This window comes from Haladaptatus halobius (assembly GCF_020618475.1).
GTDB lineage: Archaea > Halobacteriota > Halobacteria > Halobacteriales > Haladaptataceae > Haladaptatus > Haladaptatus halobius.
The window spans coordinates 1467057-1482062 of sequence record NZ_CP085335.1 but is presented as its reverse complement, the minus strand read 5'-3'; the positions used below and the strand labels follow the sequence as shown (position 1 = coordinate 1482062).

Below are 15006 nucleotides of genomic sequence, written 5' to 3'. Positions count from 1 at the left end.
TGGGGCTAAACGATTAGCTTCCTCCTGATTCCTCGAAGACGGTCGAGAGGAACTTCTTCTCCGCGAGTCGGAGGTGCTTGTGGAGCGTCGGAGCGGAGATGTCGAGCGATTCGGCGAGTTCCTCGCCTGTGCTCCCCCGCGGCCAATCGAAGTAGCCGCCGTGGTAGGCCGCCATGAGGGCGGTGCGTTGGCGGTCGGTCAGTCGCCGGTCGAGCGCGTCGCGGAACTGTCCGCGCGTATCGACAGGACGCTCGACCGTCTGGCGGGAGACGAGTTCCGACGAGTCGAAGGCGTTCGCCATCGCGTCGACTATCTCGCGGACGTTTCCCCCGTCCGGCAGATCGATATGGACGTCCGCCACGCCCTCCTCCACGATCGCCGATTTGACGACACCGCCGTAATGCGTGAGCGTCGTCAGCACCATCGGCTCGTCGTACCGTATCTCCAGCAGGCATTCCTCGTCCCGCTCGCTGACGACTCGAAGGTGGGAAACGTTCGCAAAATCCCGACAAAAATCGACCACCCTACTCGGGGCTGCGCCGCGAACCGAGACGTACAGCAGCAACGTCCCGTCCGGATGGAAGACTTCGCCCTCGAATCGAACCGTGCACCCTTCTCGGGCGGAGAGTGCGGTGAAGACGTACTCCTCGTCGGCGATTCTGAACGACAGTTGGACGACCCGTTTCGCGAGGAGCGCCCGCCGCGTTTCGACCGCTAAGAGGGCGTAGCCGACCATCTCCCCGAGTTCCCCCAGCACCTTTCGCTCCGGTTCGTCGAAGGCGTACGGTCGGTCGGAGTAGACCCCGAGCACGCCGTACACCGTCTCGTCGTGGACCAGCGGGACGGCCGCCAGCGATCGGAAGCCGCACTCCGACGCCGGTTCGCTCCAATCGTACTCACCGGTTTCGATGTCTTGAAAGACCTGCACCGTTCGGGTTCTGGCCGCCCTCGCGCCCGGGCCGGCAGAAACGTCGAAGTTCGCCCGCCGGAGCAGTTCGACGTACTCCTCGTCGATTCCGGCCCACGCTTTCGGGCGCAGTTCCTCGTACTGGGGGTCGAAACGAACGACGAGAGCGAACCGGTACGGGTCGGCGGCGGCGATGCGGTCGCACACCATCTGTTCGATCGTTTCGACGGTATCGGCCCTGACGACGGCGCGGTCGATGCTCCGGATGACGGCGTTGACGCGGCGGAGTCGCTCCAATTCGTCGCGCTGTGCTTTCAGTTCCGCGTCGCGTCGTTCTTTCGCCGAAACGTCGCGGGCGACCCCGACCGTCCCCGCGAAATCGTCGCCCTCCCGAACGACCGAGAATCGGAGTTCGAATGCGAGCGTCCCACCGTCCGCGGTTCGAATCGGCAACTCTGTCGCTCGAACTCCGCCTGGGTCGTTCTTCAGCAGGTCGGCGATTTCGGCTTCGAGGCGGGCCACGTCGTCTTCGTTGACGACGAGCGAAACGTGCGTTCCCACTAGTTCGTCGCGGTCGTAGCCCGTCGCCTCGACCACGGCGTCGTTGACCGCAAGGAAGTAGCCGTCCTCGTCGAGTTGGTAGACGCCGTCCCCGACGGTCGAGACGACCGCCTCGTCCGGTAGCAATCCGTTCCCTCGCTCCCGACTCATTGAAATACACACTCGTCCGACGACGATAACTCTGGCGCGCCGGGCGAACCGCGACGAACTAAGTAGGCGGCAGACAACCCCCGAACATGGCAGACACCGCGACCCTGATGGACTCGTACACCGAGATGACCGAACTCCTCCTGCCGAACGACACGAACAACCTCGGGCGGGCGCTCGGGGGTGCGGTGCTCCACTGGATGGACATCTGCGGCGCCATCGCGGCGATGCGGTTCTCGAACCAGCAGTGCGTCACCGCGTCGATGGATCACGTCGATTTCATCTCTCCCATCGACCTCGGCGAGGTAGCCACCGTGGAAGCGTTCGTCTTCGACACCGGCAGGACGAGTATCGACGTGAAGGTGAACGTTCGCGCGGAAGACCCGAAGGAGGGCGAGGAGCGGGAGACAACCACCTCGTTTTTCACCTTCGTCGCGCTGGACGAGTCGGGGACGCCGACCCCCGTGCCGAAACTGGAGTGTCCGGACGAGAATCAGGAGTCCCTCCGCGATTCGGCGAGGACGGAGCGCGTCGAGCAACTTCGCGCCGTGGCCGAGCGAATCGACTAGTCGCGAAACGATTCGATATCGTCGCGGTATAGCGTCTTCGGTAGCTCGGCGAACCACCGCGCGTCGCGGATCGTCTCGCCGTCGACGCCGAGCTCGTCGCTGACCGTCGGTTCCACCGCTCGACCTCCGAACAGGACGAACCAGCCCGTATGCTATTCTCGCCGTGCGAGAATGTCTGGCGCACCACGGCGAGTGGTCGGTCGACTTCGACCTCCACCCCCGTCTCCTCGGCGACTTCCCTGACTGCAGCTTCTTCGAGACTCTCCGCCGGTTCGACCCGCTCACGGCGGTCGTCGCCCGCCGAATCCGAGACGCGTCGAATCTCACAGTTTCCTCCGGGGACTATCCACCCGTTTTCGACGAACAGAACGCGCCCGTCGTCGTCGATCACGACCGCGCCGACCCAGCGGTCGTACCCCGACTCGATGGCTCGACGCCGACGAATTCGTCGGCGTCGAGCGAGAACGTGCGCGTTTTCCGTCGAACGTCGTCTCGACTGCGGATGTCCGCGAGGTCGATCATGGCCGTGAATCATACCGCCGTGAAAATATCCGTTTAATTACCTTGCTCGGGGGTATTATCCTTTCCGTTTTTCTCCCGCACCTTCCTTTCGGTCGTCTTTTTCGGCGCCTTCTCCATCGTCATCTTTTTCGGCGTGGTCTTCTTCACCGTGGTCTTTTTCCTATCGTCCTTCTTCTCGTCCCGCTCTTTCGTCGTCTTCTTCGTGGTCGTTTTCTTATCATCTTTCTTCGCCGTGGTGGTCGGCCGCTTCTTCTCCTTCGTCGTCTTCTTCGGTGTCGTCGTAGCTTTGGTCGTCTCGGTCGTCGTCTTCTTTTGCTCCGTCGTCGTGGTTTTCGCGGTCGACTTCTTCGATGTCGTCGTAGTTTTGGTTGTCTCGATCGTCGTGGTAGTTTTCTTTCGCACGGTCTCCTTCGGCGTCGTTTTCTTTCGCTCAGTCGTGGTGGTCGTCTCTTTCGGCGCGGTCTTCTTCGGCGTGGTCTCTTTCACCGTGGTTTCTTTGGGCGTCGTCTTCTTCACCGTCGTTTCCTTCGGTGTCGTCCGCTTCTTCTCGACCGTCTCTTTCGGCGTGGTCTCCTTTCGCTCAGTCGTGGTAGTCGTCTTTTTAGCGGTCGTCTTTCTCACCGTGGTTTCCTTCGGCGCGGTCGTTTGCTTCTTGGCGGTCGTCTCTTTGACCGTGGTCTTCTTCGCGGTGGTCGTATTCCGTGTCGTCGTCTCTTTCACTTTCGCCGTCGGTTTGGCGGTCGTTTTCTTCATCGTGGTCGTCGTCTTCGCCGTGGTCGTCTTGTGTTCGGCCGTCGTCTTCTGCGCCCCCTCGAACACGAAGTCCTCGACGAGGATGAGTTCGAACGGTCTGTCGGGGACGTCCTTCGGCGCGTCAACGGGGTTGACGTAGCCCGCCGCGAACGCGGAGTAGGCCGTGTTCTCGTTCAGCGTCACGTCGAACGTCGCTACGACCTCGCCGTCGTCGTTCTCGGTGGCGGGGCGGACTTCGAGCGTGTAGTCGCCCGCCGGAACTTCCTCGTAGGCGGTGGCGTTGCGGAACGAAACGTTATCGAAGAGCGTCGTGTTCGTTCCCTCGATCGTCACGTCAACCGGCGGCGCGTCCGGCGATACGTGGACGAGCCGCACCGTGGCGTTGCCCGACCCGGGTGCGGTGAAGTTGTCTTCGAAGACGACCGGTTCGAAGGAGGTGTCCGCGTCCTCGGATATCTCGCCCGTCGCCGTGACGGTGTAGTTCGTATCCGCTTCGAAGCTCACATTGTCGGAGAAGACGACCGCGCTGGGGTCGCCCGCGGCGGTGATGGTGACGTTGTGCTCACCCGCGGAGAGGTTCGCGTAGTCGGTCACGTCGCCGTACGAGAGGTTCGACGCCACCGTTTCATTGTCGACGAGTACGTCCACCGGAGGCGCGTCCGGCGACATGTGTGCGATTCGAACCTGCGCATCACCCCCATCGTCGTCCTGTCCGCTGTTGCCGCCCGTCATCGAACCGATTCCGCCGGCCATCGCTCCGATGCCGACGGACGCGACGAGAATCAGTGTCACCACTCCAACTGCCAGTGTCCGTGTTGATTTTCTCCCCCACATTCCGGCGTACAGTCCGGGTAGCGTCTCCTTAAAACGGTTAGACCGTCCATAATCGTAACGACCGAAGTGAGAGCCGGTAACGCTCGTTTCTGGCTGCCTCATCCCTCTATTCGTCCGGAGAAATACCCGCCTGACGCGCCGTCTCGCTCGGTGGGGTCGGAGGGAGAAGAACTCTTATCCGAACAGTCGCCCTATCACGGGTTATGGGACTCGACGTGCCAGCCCCGGACGCGCCGACCTTGCGCCCGGAGGCAGAAGTGCAGGAGTACGACGACGTGTCGGTTCAGGGGGAGACGAACTACCGGCGCGACGAACTGGAGACGTTCCTCCACGAAGGCGCGTGGGAAGAATCGTTCAACCAGTGGGCGGAGCACACCGACTTGGACGAACGCGAGTTCGAGACCGCGCTCGACTTGGGACTGTTCGACGAGTTCGACTTCTTTTGGGACGACTTCGCGGATCGAGTCGGCTACCATGCGCCGGGTCTCCCCGAGGATTGGAAGGAGCGGGACATCCACCCGAACGTCGACTCGTGGAACGCCGTTTCGTCTATCAACGCCGCGCTGACCGAGCTCGGGCAGGTGGTCTGCGACGTGCTCGAACGCGACTACGTGGACTGGGAAGCGGAGTTCGAAGCGCCGGACGATCTGCCGAACTTCGACGACCGAATCGACGACGACGAGTAGCTACCGGAATATCACTCCCTCGGTCTCCCCGTCTAGGACGACCGAACTCTTCTCGTTTCGGCAGACGAACGACACCGCCATCTCGTGGCGCTCCTCGCGCGAAGTTACCTCTTCGATTGTCGCTTCGCAGGTTATCTCCTCGCCGACGTACACCGGTTCGCGGAACCGGAACGTCATCGTCCGGGCGACGTAGTCCATATCACCGCCGAGTTTCGTCGGGAGCGTCGCCGTCAGCAGTCCGTGAACCATCCGAGAATCGCCCTCGACGTGGTGTCGTCCTCGGTCGCCGGAGATGTCGGCGAACCGCGCCACGTCCTCGCCGGTGAACGTCTGCGAGTAGCTCTTCGTCTCGCCTTCCGTCGGAGCGTCGCCCATGAGGAGGTTTTCTCGCCGACCGAAGTAAATTTTATCCGGACGACCGTCCCGCCGGGGCGAGGGATTCGGTCGGTCGCGGACGGGTTCATTTATACTATCGTGGTCACACACACCGGATATGGTGTCGCTGCTCGACGGATGGCCGGTGCAGGTTGGGATCCTGCTCGGCCTGTCGCTCTCGCTTCTCATCGTCTGGGGGTTGGATAGGCCGCGAGGTCGGTGGGGTATCGTGCTCCGAAAGCGGTTCCTCTTCGGCGTTCCGTGGGGGACGCTCGTCTCGGTCGCCGGCGTCTTCGCCGTCTACCTGTTCGTCCAGGGCGGCTGGAACCACTGGCGAAATCCCGTCACCGTCGCGTTCGCGTCGTGGTCGTACCTCTACCCGGTGGGGATGGCGCTCGGGTCGTTCTCCCACGCCGGGCCGAGCCACCTCCTCGGAAACACGACGAGCGTGCTCGTTGTCGCGCCGCTGGCGGAGTACTACTTCAGTCACTACCCGACGGAGCGCGGCGAATCGTCGTTCTCGTCGTGGCAAACAAACCCGTGGTTCCGGGCGTTCGTGCTATTTCCGCTCGGCGTCGTCGTCTGCGGCCTCGGAACGAGCGTCTTCGCGTGGGGACCGGTCATTGGTTTCTCCGGCGTCCTCTTCGCGTTCATCGGGTTCGCGCTGGTTCGCTACCCGTTCGGAACCATCATCGCCCTCTCCGCGCAGGGCGTGGTTCAGACCGTCTATCTCGCGCTCCGCGAGCCGCAGATAACCGGGCAGGCCTCGTCCTCCTACTCGACTCCGTGGTGGTTCGGCATCGCGGTGCAGGGGCACACGCTCGGGTTCTTCCTCGGCGCGGTCGCCGGACTGTACCTCCTCCGACGGCGACGGGTTCGGGTGAGCGCCCTCCGGATGTGGGCCGGCGGATTCGTCCTCCTGATGTCCCTCTCCCTGTGGGCGCTGTGGTGGTATCGCGGGCTGGAGAAGTACGTCCTCTATCGCGGTCTCGGCGTCGTCTTCGTCCTCGGGTTGGCGATACTCCTCACGGTCGCGGTTCGCACGACCGACGGGGAGTCGTTCGGTCCCAACGCGCGGCGGGCGGGAACCGTGTTGTTCCTCATTCCGTTGGTCATCATGGCCGGGGTCGCCATCCCGGTCAACCTCACGGCGGTCGACGGCGACGGGACGGCGGGCGTCGATTCCGGCGTGTCGATTCGGGGGTACACCGTGATGTACGCCGAGGACGTGCCGAACCAGAAGGTGTCCGTCGTCGAGGTTTCGCTCGGCGGCGAGACGACGCAGGTGAACACCAGCGGCGTCATCGTCGTCAACGAAGATCGGGAGATCTGGTCGCGCGAAGTGTCGAAAGGACGGCTTGCGCACGCCGGACGCGCCACGGTCAGGGTCGGCGGTCTCGACTGGGCCGAAGCCGTGCAGGTGCGACGCATCGGGTGGAACGCGAACGGCGGTGGAACCGCCTATCACGTCTGGTTACGGCCGAAGTCCGAGTCGTGGCGACACGCTTTTGCGTCCGGCCCCGCGACCGCGACCCCGGTACTCGCGGGCAAGAACGTCTCCATCGTCCCGCGGAACGGCCGGTTCGTCCTGCGGCTCTCGGAGAACAATTCCACTGTCGGAACGGCGCCGCTCCCCGACCGCAACGCCACCACCACGCTCGGAAACGTCAAATTCACCCGAAAAGGCGGGAAGATTACCGCCGTCCTGAACGAGACTCGCGTCGTGGTTGCGAGAAAGGAGACGTTCAGAAACTAACGCCACTCGACCCTGAACACCTCGGCGTCGAGCGTCTTTCGCTCGCTCCGCTGAAAGTCAAACCGCCGCGAGAGCGGTAGTTCTGCTCGAAACGCGTGGGTCACCTCACCGCCGGCGTCGTCTGCGAACGCCTCTACGAAGTCCGCGCTCCCCTCGTTGTGGATCGAGTAGGAGACATCGGCGACGGCGGCGGTCGTTTCGAGGAACGCTCGATCCGCGTGTTCGTTACCTTTCTGCGCTCCGAACGGCGGGTTCATCACGACGGTCACGCCGTCTATCGCACGTTTTCGCGGGCAAATCGGCTCGCGCGTTGCGTCGGCGAGCAGCCACTCGACCGGGACGGTCGGCGCGATTCGTCGTTCGTTCTCGCGGGCGCGCCGGAGCGCGGCGTGCTCGCGGTCGAGTGCGACGACGCGCTCGGGGTCGCGCGTCGCGGCCCCGAGCGCGAGCACGCCGGTTCCGGTTCCGAGATCGACGACGGTCTTTCCGGCGATATCGTGATGAACGTCGGCTAGGTGAACGAGATGGGCCGCGAGGTCGGCGGGCGTCGAGTACTGCTCCAGTTCGACCCGCGGGTCAGCGAAATCGGCGACTTCCGAGAGACGACGTTCCAGCGCGCGTTTCCCCATGTAGCGGGTAGACGAGGCGAAAGGACGTAAAAATCAGGATTCGAGCGTGATGGGTCCGTCGAGTTCGAGGGTGATACCCTCACGGTGGGCGCGCTCTCGCAGGGCGGCGAGGGAGGGACGGACTTTCGACTCGTCTTCGACGGTGTCGAACTCGACGGTGACGGTGCCCGCGCCGAGGAATGCCGCGGTTCTGACGTACTCGCGGATTCGGTCGGCCTCGTCCTGCGTGGCAAACGAGCAGTCCGCGTCGAAACAGGCGTCGACCGTCACACCCGCGGGGACGAAATCGTTCGCGTCGAGTTCACGCTGGAGTTCGCGCAGTTCGTGGCGCGCGCTCGGCAGAGCAGACGCTTCGAGCGTCACGGGCGTCTTGTCCGTGGGTCGGCAGCGTTCGATAGCGGTTTCGATCGAAGTGGGGCGAGTGGCGCTCATTGTACTACACCATATCTGCTAAGCATACAAAAAGGTTTGTGTATGTCCAGTAGTAATCTGATAGGTGAAACGGCCATTTCACCCATCTGAAAGTATTTACCGAATACGACAAAAACCGGGACCATGAACCGCCGAACAGTCCTCGCCTCCGCCGGTTCCGTCCTCCTCGTCGGCTGTCTCTCCGAATCGACGCTGGGCGGAGTCGGCACGGAACCGTCGCCCACGACTACCTCGCGGAAGACCACAGTTCGAGGAACGTCCACGACCTCGAAGGAACCGATCCTCCGGATTCCGGACGAGAACCGCTGTCCGACGTTCGACGACGATGTGAAGCGCGTCGTCTGCTACGAGAACGCCGAGTCGGAGACGACTCTGCTCGTGGAACCCTCGGCGGAGCGGGCGACCCTACCGAAGACGACCCTCTCGTTCACCCTGACGAACGAGACGGGCGCGACGTTCACGACGAACTACTACGCTTGGTCGGTGTGGAAACGGGTCGACGACGAGTGGTTCCACGTCGCTCCGAGAGTCGTCCCCGAACCGGCCATGTTGCTCGACTCCGGTGACTCGCACGCGTGGAACCTGACACGTCGATAACTCCGACCTCGGACGTGCGCTGCCGCGGGCTCAGGAACCGAGAACGTCGCCCTCGCCGGACTCGGTGGCGGCACCTACGCCTTCGGAATCGACGGCTGGTTCGAAGGCCAGAGCTACGAAAATGGCATCGGACTCGCGGCCCGATTCGAACTCGTCGGCGACGGACGACCTGCGAGAAGTCGGCACCGACGGCGACGAGAAACGCATTCGCTCCGACGAGATGGACGCGACCTACGTCGCCACGCGCGTCGAGGATGCAGAATCCGAAGCGGTTCGAAAGATTCCGGAACAGGTCGTCCGTGTCACGCCGCTCCGCAACCTGCTCGCCTCATTCGAAGACGGGATTCGTCGGATGCGACTCGACGGGAGGGAGTCCGCCTCGCTCGGTCTCGAACGACGGGTAATCGAGTACGAGGGGACGACCTACCGTATCGAGGAGGCTTAGCGCCGGGCGAGTCGTCGAGCCGTCATTCGGGCGTGTTTCGCGTGCGTCCACCTGAGGAGGTAACGAGCGTACGACTCTTCGCGAGAATCGCCGAGCGAATCGTCGTCGGACTCGATTCGTCGCCGCGCGGTTTCGAGCAGTTCGCGGGGAGCGTGTCGGTGGCGAACGCGAGTGAACCGAGGCCGAGGGCGGAGCCGCCGGTGAGGGCGGAACCGACGAGGAATCGTCTGCGGGAGAGCGGGCTATCGGAGCGGGACATGAGGGAAAATGACTGGTCAGCTACAAGAATTTTCCTACCACGTGCCGTGGAAGGTGTCGAATTCGAGCGCGTCGAGGGGTTTATTCCCGACCGCGATCTCGTACTCGCCGGGCGTGAGCATCGGCTTGTGGAACTGCGGACCGTCGTCGGTCGTGATGCGCGGACAGCCCGTGTTGACGAAGGCGTCCATGGCGAAGTTCCGGAGGCGGTCGGGCGTCACCTCGTCCATCGTGATGAGGTAGGCGTCGTCGTTGTCGCCCAAGATGTCTTGGGCGACCTCCCAGCGGCCCTGTCCGATCTTCGTGCAGAAGATGACGCCCCACTTCTCGGCGTCCATCGCGCGGTGAACCGCGCCGTATCGCTGCTTCATGAACTTTTCCGTGTCGGCGACCGTGACGACGTTGTTCACGGGGTCGGCGATGACGACGGTCTTGTCGGGGTGTTCCATCGCCAGTCCGAGAGGGTGGAACTTCCCGCCGCCGACGTACAGCACTTGGTCGGCGTCGATGTCCGCGGAGGCGTAGTTACAGCCGAGCACTTGCCCCTCGTGGGTGAGTCGGTCGTCGCCCTTCCGAGTGTGAACGTCGAAATCGCGGTCTTCCAACCACTCGCGCATCTCCTCGAAGCGGTTCATGTGCTGGGCGGTCGTGACCAGCCCCACGTCGCCGACTTCGAGTTCGTCGAGGGCGTCCTCCATGATTGGTAACACGTCCACGTTCGAGAACAGCGGGACGTAGATGACCTTGTCCGTGTTCTTCATCGGCGAGTGGCCGAAGTGGACGAACACGTCCGTTCGCTTCATCAGGTAGGTGTCGAGGTCGCAGGCCCCGTAGCAGGGCTGTCCCGAGATGAGGATGGTCACGTCGTCGGGGAGCAGTTCGCGCAGGTCGTCGGCCACCTTCGGCCCGCGGCGTTTCAGCCCCTCGGGGAACTGGAGGCCCACCTTCTTCGCGTCGCGCTCTTCGACCGCGTCGACGATGCGGTCGAGTTCGTAATCCCACTCCCGGTCGTGTTTGAGGGACATCCCCGTCTTCCGCAAGTCCCCCTCGCTGTACTCGCTCTGCTGGCTCATTACCACTCCTTGCGGCCGAGAACTTTTAACCCCGGCGTTCTGGGGTTTTCGACCCCGAGTCTCGTCTTCGTGCGCCGCCCGCGGCGTCCTCGTCGGCCACTTCGCCATTCGGCACACCTAAACGCTTCCAGTCCGAATCCACATCCATGAGCGTAGACGCCAAAGCGGAGACGAGCGAGGAGCGAGCCAGCGTCGAGGAGATGGCGACCGAACTCGGCGAAGCCATCGCCGACACGCCGGAGTACCAGCAGTTCGAGGAGGCGAAGGCGGCGGTCGAGGCCGACGAGGACGCACAGGAGAAGATTCGGGAGTTCGAGCGTCTCCGACAGGAGTTCATGCTCGCGCGCCAGACGGGCGAGGCGACCCAAGAGGACGTGACGAAGGTGCAGGAAGCCCAGCAGGAACTCCACTCGCTTCCGGTGATGGAGGAGTACCTCGAAGCGCAGGACAAACTCGACGCGCGACTGGAAGACCTGAACCGCGCCGTCTCCGCTCCGCTGGCCGTGGACTTCGGCCAGCAGGCAGGCGGCTGCTGTCAGGACGAGTAGTCGGGGACGTCCACCCACTCTTCGATGGCTCCACTTTCTCGAAGCGCATCGACCACGGCGAGCGTCCGCGTCGCCTCCCGGGCGTCGGTTCGCGGTCGGTCGCCGCGTTCGACGTACTCCGCGAACCGCTCCACCTCGATGGCGTAGGGATTCGCCGGGTCGAACGACTCGGCGACATGTCGGCCCGACGCGTGGAGTTCGAACGTCGTCGAGTCGCTTCCGGTCGAAAACGCCGGGTCGGCGTGAATCCGCCCCTTCGTTCCTTCGACCCGGCAGTACTGAGCGTCTTCGAGGCGGAACGAACAGTCGATCTGTGCGATTTTCCCGCCGGAGAACGAGAGTATTCCCGACACCTGCGTTTCGACGCCCACCTCCTCGGGGTCTGCGATTCGCGCGACGACGCGCTCCGGTTCGCCGAGGAAGAGCCGAGCGGCTTCGATGGCGTAGACGCCCACGTCGAGCAGACAGCCGCCGCCCATGTCCGGGTCGAAGCGCGTCCCTTCGGGCCAGTAGCGAAGGGACGAGTGAAAGCCGGCGTCGACCGAGCGCACATCGCCGAGTTCGGTCGCCGCCGCCGCCATTCGCTCGGTTCTCGGGTGGTAGCGGTACATCATCGCCTCCATCAGCGTGACACCTTGCCGGTCGCAGTAGTCGCCCATATCGCGGGCTTCCTCGGCGTTCACCGCCAGCGGTTTCTCGCAGAGAACGTGGAGACCGTGGTCGGCGGCGCGTTTCGTCCACTCGGCGTGGAGCGCGTTCGGGAGCGGGTTGTACACCGCGTCCACCGCGTCGGATTCGAGCAGTTCCTCGTACGACCCGAACGCTCGCGGAACGCCGTGGTCGTCGGCGAACTGCTCGGCTCGTTCCGCGGTTCTCGACGCGACGGCGGCGACTTCGTGGTCGGTCCCCCCGACCGCCGGAACGAACGACTGCTGTGCGATTCGTGCGGTTCCCAGCACCCCGAACTCCATGGCTTGTCAACAGTTCGCACGGGCAAAAGGGTGGCGTGCCGCGCAGTCGATTCGGTTTCGTACAGTCAGTTCAATCGCCAGAGTTCGTAGTTCGGCAGGGTTGCGAAACTAACCCAGAGCTGGTACGGAACGAGGAAGATGGCGGTCCGGCGCTCGACGCGAGCGAACGCGACCACAGTCGCTACGATAGCGATCAGCAGGGCGAGGATGTCGTCGCGCGAGAACGACGGTCGCCGGACTATCTCCGTACGCTGAGTACGGCGCGCGAAAGCGTCGTCCTTTCGGGGGATGAACTGTCCGAGTTTTCGGACGCTCGGCGTTCGACTACTCCGTGTCGTCCAGCTGAACCGTCTCTTCGACGACGAGCGTCGGCCCCTGATCTAGGTCGAGGAACTCCGCGGCGTCCGCCATCACGCGCTCACCCTGCTCGGAGTTGAATGCGGCTTTCATGTCGGCGGTGGAGTCGAAGTACAGTTCGAGGTGGCCGTCGTAGCCCGCCTTCTCCGGGTCTTTCGGGACGGAGGTGACGTACTTTCGGAGACCGGGGAGTTCCTTGGCGATCTCCGAGTGCTCGTTCAGCCAGTAGTCGGCGAACTCCTCGTGGGTCGTCCCCTCTTTGCGAACCAGCAGATCGACCATCTTTATCATGGCACCTGAATCCGTGTCCTCCGCCGACTTTGCTGTATCGACTATCGTCCGGACTCGGCGAGGGGGTAAAATGCCCTGTTGCCGTTCGTTTAAGTGCTCCCCCGTCCTTCTCTCTGTCCGATGGCGGAAATCAATCGGCCCGACCGACGGCGGTGCGTACGATGCGGACGCGAAGACGAGTGGAACGAGTCGAACCACAACTGGACGATATCCGGAGACCAGGGTAAACCCTTCTGCATCCACGAGTGGGACATCAACGGGACGCACAATCCCATCGCGGAGTGACATGCCGACCGCGTATATCACCGCGCCGCCGGGCGCGGCGGGCGACCTCGCGGAACTACTGGTCGAAGAGCGTCTGGCCGCGTGCGTGAACCGATTCCCGTGTACATCGGTGTATCGTTGGGAGGGCGACGTGGTTCGCGACGAGGAGGTCGTCCTGCTGGCGAAGACGACCGACGAGGCGTGGGCGGAGTTGGTCGCCCGAGTGGAGGACGAACATCCCTACGACGTCCCGTGCGTCGAGCGATTCGAGGAGAGCGATACGTCGAAACCGTTCGAAGCGTGGCGAGACGCGGAGGTGGAGTGATGGGACGCGACGCGACGGGCCGGGAAACCGACCGGCGACAGCTCGGCCCGTGGGCGCTGGCGCTCGGAGTGATGGCTATCGGCACCGCCGCGCTGGTTCGAGAAGTTCGAAACCGTCGAGAGGAAAAATCGCGGGACGAAGATTCGAAGGACGAGGATTCTGCTGACGGGGAATCGCAGGACGACCGACGACGCTAGCCGGGGCGTCGGAGGAACTCCTCGTGTGTTCTTTCGCTGTCGGTTCGAACGGGGAACTCCTCTTCCACTATTTTCGCTCCAGCCGAGCCAGTCCGTGCCAGATAGCGTCGATCATCCGGTCTTCGCCGTCTCCCTCAGCATCGTCCCATCCCCGAGAGAGGGCGTCTTCCAGCACAGGAAGCGAGTGGTTCTCGAAGTTGTTCATCCCGCGGAAATCTTCGAGGGCATCGCGCTCGTCGCCGCCGAACTCCTCGGGGGGCGTTCCCTTGAAGAAGCCGAGGTCGGCGAGCGTTCCGGCGACCGCCTCGGCTGTCGCCCCGGACAGCTCTCTAGTTTCGTCCGGTTCCGCGCGTTCGAGGAGCGTCACGTCGTATATCTTGAACACGCGCTCCAGTTCGTCGATGGGCGCTTCGTGGTCGTCCACGCGCACGTCCACCCAGCGGTCGTTGCGCCCGTCGTACCCGCCCTCGGGCTTGACGACGTACAGCGCCGCGCTCTGTTCGCCGCGTTTGTCGCCCCCCGCGTCGTTGCCCGTGTGGAGCGCGGCGATGAGTCGCTCCGGGAGGCCGCCCGCCGTCTCCTCGAACGTCTCGGCCATCGCTTCTATCGTCTCGCGGTTCTCCAAGATGTTCCCCTGCACGGTGTAGTGGTCGCCTTGGACGTCGCTGGCGTGGTCGAAACACTCCGATCCCGTGAACGCGGCGACGGAGCCGTCCAGTCCGACCACGCCGACCTGCCGCGATTCGAACTCCGGATCTGCCCCGGTAAGTTCCTTCACGACTTCGTCGGCGGTTTTCCCCGCTCGAAGCAGGTCGAGTCCGTCCGGGCCGTAGGCGACATTCGCGTAGCTCTGCGTGGCGATAGCGCCCGCGTCCGCGCTGGCGAACGGGACGACGGCCCCGACGCCGACGAACTTCGACTGGACGGCGATACCGACGGCGTTCCGTTCGGGGTCGCGCGCGACGATGGAGAACGTCGATGGTCGTGGCATACGCGGGACGAGGGGGGCCACCCCGAAAAGCGTTCACCCCTCTCGAATCGTGTCTTCTCTCCACTACCTCACCGCTTCTGCGCCGTAAGCGGTTGGCGTGAGGTCAATTCGCAATCGAATTCGGGATGCTCTGCGAAGTGGTGGACGAGCATGTGTCGCCGCCCGCCGGTCAGGCCGCGTTCGCCAACATCTTCCGCGGTGAACTCCGCCGGGAGGCGTTCGTACAGCCGGATCAACGCCTCGAATCGCTCGAACACCTTTCGGTGACCCGCCGAGTCCGCGCCTCGACGCGAGACGACGTAACTCCCGTCTTCGCGGCGTTCGCCGACCGTATTGAAGAACTCGCTGCGCTCAGTCAGCGCCCGTCCGAGGGCGTCTCGCAGTCGGTCGGCCTCGCGTCTGGAGAGTTCGTGCGTCTCGCCTGAGACCGTCACCGAGACGCAGCCGTCCGTGCTCGCGGCCGATACGGACGTCTCGTCGGAAACGAGCGAACCGTCAGAACAGTCGGTACTACACGC

At 63.7% G+C, this 15006-nt stretch carries 21 protein-coding genes and 1 pseudogene; 9 read left to right on the top strand and 13 right to left on the bottom strand.

Annotated features, from left to right (window positions below; all coding sequences use genetic code 11):
* Positions 1 to 13: 13 nt before the first annotated feature.
* Positions 14 to 1618 (bottom strand): bacterio-opsin activator domain-containing protein, encoded by a 1605-nt coding sequence (locus tag LIW51_RS08430; protein ID WP_227373595.1) that lies wholly within the window; start codon positions 1616 to 1618, stop codon positions 14 to 16.
* Between the two features lie 86 nt (positions 1619 to 1704).
* On the opposite strand from LIW51_RS08430, the gene LIW51_RS08425 reads away from it, so the two are divergent.
* Complete coding sequence (locus LIW51_RS08425; protein WP_227373594.1) at positions 1705 to 2184, top strand: acyl-CoA thioesterase; 480 nt, start codon at positions 1705 to 1707, stop codon at positions 2182 to 2184.
* Positions 2185 to 2395: 211 nt separating this feature from the next.
* Here LIW51_RS08425 and LIW51_RS39090 read toward each other — a convergent pair.
* Together LIW51_RS39090 and LIW51_RS08415 are read right to left on the bottom strand one after the other, a co-directional pair.
* A pseudogene (locus LIW51_RS39090) lies at positions 2396 to 2719 on the bottom strand (NUDIX domain-containing protein); the annotation flags it as partial.
* 20 nt (positions 2720 to 2739) lie between these two features.
* Entirely contained in the window at positions 2740 to 4251 is a 1512-nt protein-coding gene (locus LIW51_RS08415; RefSeq protein WP_227373593.1) for a DUF4397 domain-containing protein, read from the bottom strand.
* Positions 4252 to 4496: 245 nt separating this feature from the next.
* On the opposite strand from LIW51_RS08415, the gene LIW51_RS08410 reads away from it, so the two are divergent.
* The gene (locus LIW51_RS08410) at positions 4497 to 4979 is read left to right on the top strand and encodes a DUF7992 family protein (RefSeq protein WP_227373592.1); all 483 of its coding nucleotides are present in this window, start codon (positions 4497 to 4499) and stop codon (positions 4977 to 4979) included.
* Here LIW51_RS08410 and LIW51_RS08405 read toward each other — a convergent pair whose 3' ends face one another.
* Positions 4980 to 5465, bottom strand: coding sequence for a hotdog domain-containing protein (locus tag LIW51_RS08405; RefSeq protein ID WP_227373591.1), 486 nt, complete (start codon positions 5463 to 5465; stop codon positions 4980 to 4982).
* A gap of 7 nt (positions 5466 to 5472) precedes the next feature.
* Here LIW51_RS08405 and LIW51_RS08400 point away from each other — a divergent pair, with 7 nt between their 5' ends.
* Complete coding sequence (locus tag LIW51_RS08400) at positions 5473 to 7110, top strand: rhomboid family intramembrane serine protease (RefSeq protein WP_227373590.1); 1638 nt, start codon at positions 5473 to 5475, stop codon at positions 7108 to 7110.
* Here the strand turns inward: LIW51_RS08400 and LIW51_RS08395 are convergent.
* Both LIW51_RS08395 and LIW51_RS08390 read right to left on the bottom strand, forming a co-directional pair.
* A complete protein-coding gene (locus LIW51_RS08395; protein WP_227373589.1) occupies positions 7107 to 7739 on the bottom strand; it encodes an METTL5 family protein in 633 nt (210 codons plus the stop codon). The two genes, LIW51_RS08400 and LIW51_RS08395, sit on opposite strands and share 4 nt — an antisense overlap.
* Before the next feature lie 33 nt (positions 7740 to 7772).
* A complete protein-coding gene (locus LIW51_RS08390) occupies positions 7773 to 8171 on the bottom strand; it encodes a DUF7961 family protein (protein WP_227373588.1) in 399 nt (132 codons plus the stop codon).
* 123 nt (positions 8172 to 8294) lie between these two features.
* On the opposite strand from LIW51_RS08390, the gene LIW51_RS08385 reads away from it, so the two are divergent.
* Positions 8295 to 8768, top strand: coding sequence for a hypothetical protein (locus LIW51_RS08385; protein WP_227373587.1), 474 nt, complete (start codon positions 8295 to 8297; stop codon positions 8766 to 8768).
* Between the two features lie 121 nt (positions 8769 to 8889).
* Positions 8890 to 9213, top strand: coding sequence for a hypothetical protein (locus LIW51_RS08380; RefSeq protein WP_227373586.1), 324 nt, complete (start codon positions 8890 to 8892; stop codon positions 9211 to 9213).
* Positions 9214 to 9235: 22 nt separating this feature from the next.
* Here LIW51_RS08380 and LIW51_RS08375 read toward each other — a convergent pair whose 3' ends face one another.
* Together LIW51_RS08375 and dph2 are read right to left on the bottom strand one after the other, a co-directional pair.
* Positions 9236 to 9472: a twin-arginine translocation signal domain-containing protein gene (locus tag LIW51_RS08375; RefSeq protein WP_227373585.1), complete on the bottom strand. Its 237-nt coding sequence runs from the start codon at positions 9470 to 9472 to the stop codon at positions 9236 to 9238.
* 34 nt (positions 9473 to 9506) lie between these two features.
* Positions 9507 to 10544 (bottom strand): diphthamide biosynthesis enzyme Dph2, encoded by a 1038-nt coding sequence (gene dph2 / locus LIW51_RS08370; protein ID WP_227373584.1) that lies wholly within the window; start codon positions 10542 to 10544, stop codon positions 9507 to 9509.
* A gap of 146 nt (positions 10545 to 10690) precedes the next feature.
* Here dph2 and LIW51_RS08365 point away from each other — a divergent pair, with 146 nt between their 5' ends.
* Entirely contained in the window at positions 10691 to 11092 is a 402-nt protein-coding gene (locus LIW51_RS08365; RefSeq protein WP_227373583.1) for a YlbF/YmcA family competence regulator, read from the top strand.
* Here the strand turns inward: LIW51_RS08365 and LIW51_RS08360 are convergent.
* The 3 genes from LIW51_RS08360 to LIW51_RS08350 all read right to left on the bottom strand — a co-directional run bounded on the left by LIW51_RS08360 (position 11080) and on the right by LIW51_RS08350 (position 12711).
* Positions 11080 to 12063 carry a Gfo/Idh/MocA family protein gene (locus LIW51_RS08360; RefSeq protein WP_227373582.1) on the bottom strand — a complete coding sequence of 328 codons (984 nt, stop codon included), beginning with the start codon at positions 12061 to 12063 and terminating at the stop codon, positions 11080 to 11082. The two genes, LIW51_RS08365 and LIW51_RS08360, sit on opposite strands and share 13 nt — an antisense overlap.
* Positions 12064 to 12128: 65 nt before the next feature.
* Complete coding sequence (locus tag LIW51_RS08355; RefSeq protein WP_227376768.1) at positions 12129 to 12305, bottom strand: tryptophan-rich sensory protein; 177 nt, start codon at positions 12303 to 12305, stop codon at positions 12129 to 12131.
* A gap of 82 nt (positions 12306 to 12387) precedes the next feature.
* Positions 12388 to 12711 carry an EthD family reductase gene (locus LIW51_RS08350; RefSeq protein WP_227373581.1) on the bottom strand — a complete coding sequence of 108 codons (324 nt, stop codon included), beginning with the start codon at positions 12709 to 12711 and terminating at the stop codon, positions 12388 to 12390.
* Positions 12712 to 12831: 120 nt separating this feature from the next.
* Here LIW51_RS08350 and LIW51_RS08345 point away from each other — a divergent pair, with 120 nt between their 5' ends.
* The 3 genes from LIW51_RS08345 to LIW51_RS08335 are packed head-to-tail and all read left to right on the top strand — an operon-like array spanning position 12832 to position 13497.
* On the top strand, positions 12832 to 12996 hold the full coding sequence (locus tag LIW51_RS08345) for an HEWD family protein (RefSeq protein ID WP_227373580.1): 165 nt from the start codon (positions 12832 to 12834) through the stop codon (positions 12994 to 12996).
* A 1-nt stretch (position 12997) separates the two neighbouring features.
* Entirely contained in the window at positions 12998 to 13300 is a 303-nt protein-coding gene (cutA, locus tag LIW51_RS08340) for a divalent-cation tolerance protein CutA (protein ID WP_227373579.1), read from the top strand.
* Positions 13300 to 13497: a hypothetical protein gene (locus LIW51_RS08335; protein ID WP_227373578.1), complete on the top strand. Its 198-nt coding sequence runs from the start codon at positions 13300 to 13302 to the stop codon at positions 13495 to 13497. The genes cutA and LIW51_RS08335 overlap by 1 nt, the downstream gene beginning before the upstream one ends.
* Positions 13498 to 13564: 67 nt before the next feature.
* Here the strand turns inward: LIW51_RS08335 and LIW51_RS08330 are convergent, their stop codons facing one another.
* Both LIW51_RS08330 and LIW51_RS08325 read right to left on the bottom strand, forming a co-directional pair.
* Complete coding sequence (locus LIW51_RS08330; RefSeq protein ID WP_227373577.1) at positions 13565 to 14488, bottom strand: DUF1028 domain-containing protein; 924 nt, start codon at positions 14486 to 14488, stop codon at positions 13565 to 13567.
* Positions 14489 to 14556: 68 nt separating this feature from the next.
* The gene (locus tag LIW51_RS08325) at positions 14557 to 14922 is read right to left on the bottom strand and encodes a DUF7528 family protein (RefSeq protein WP_227373576.1); all 366 of its coding nucleotides are present in this window, start codon (positions 14920 to 14922) and stop codon (positions 14557 to 14559) included.
* Positions 14923 to 15006: the final 84 nt, after the last annotated feature.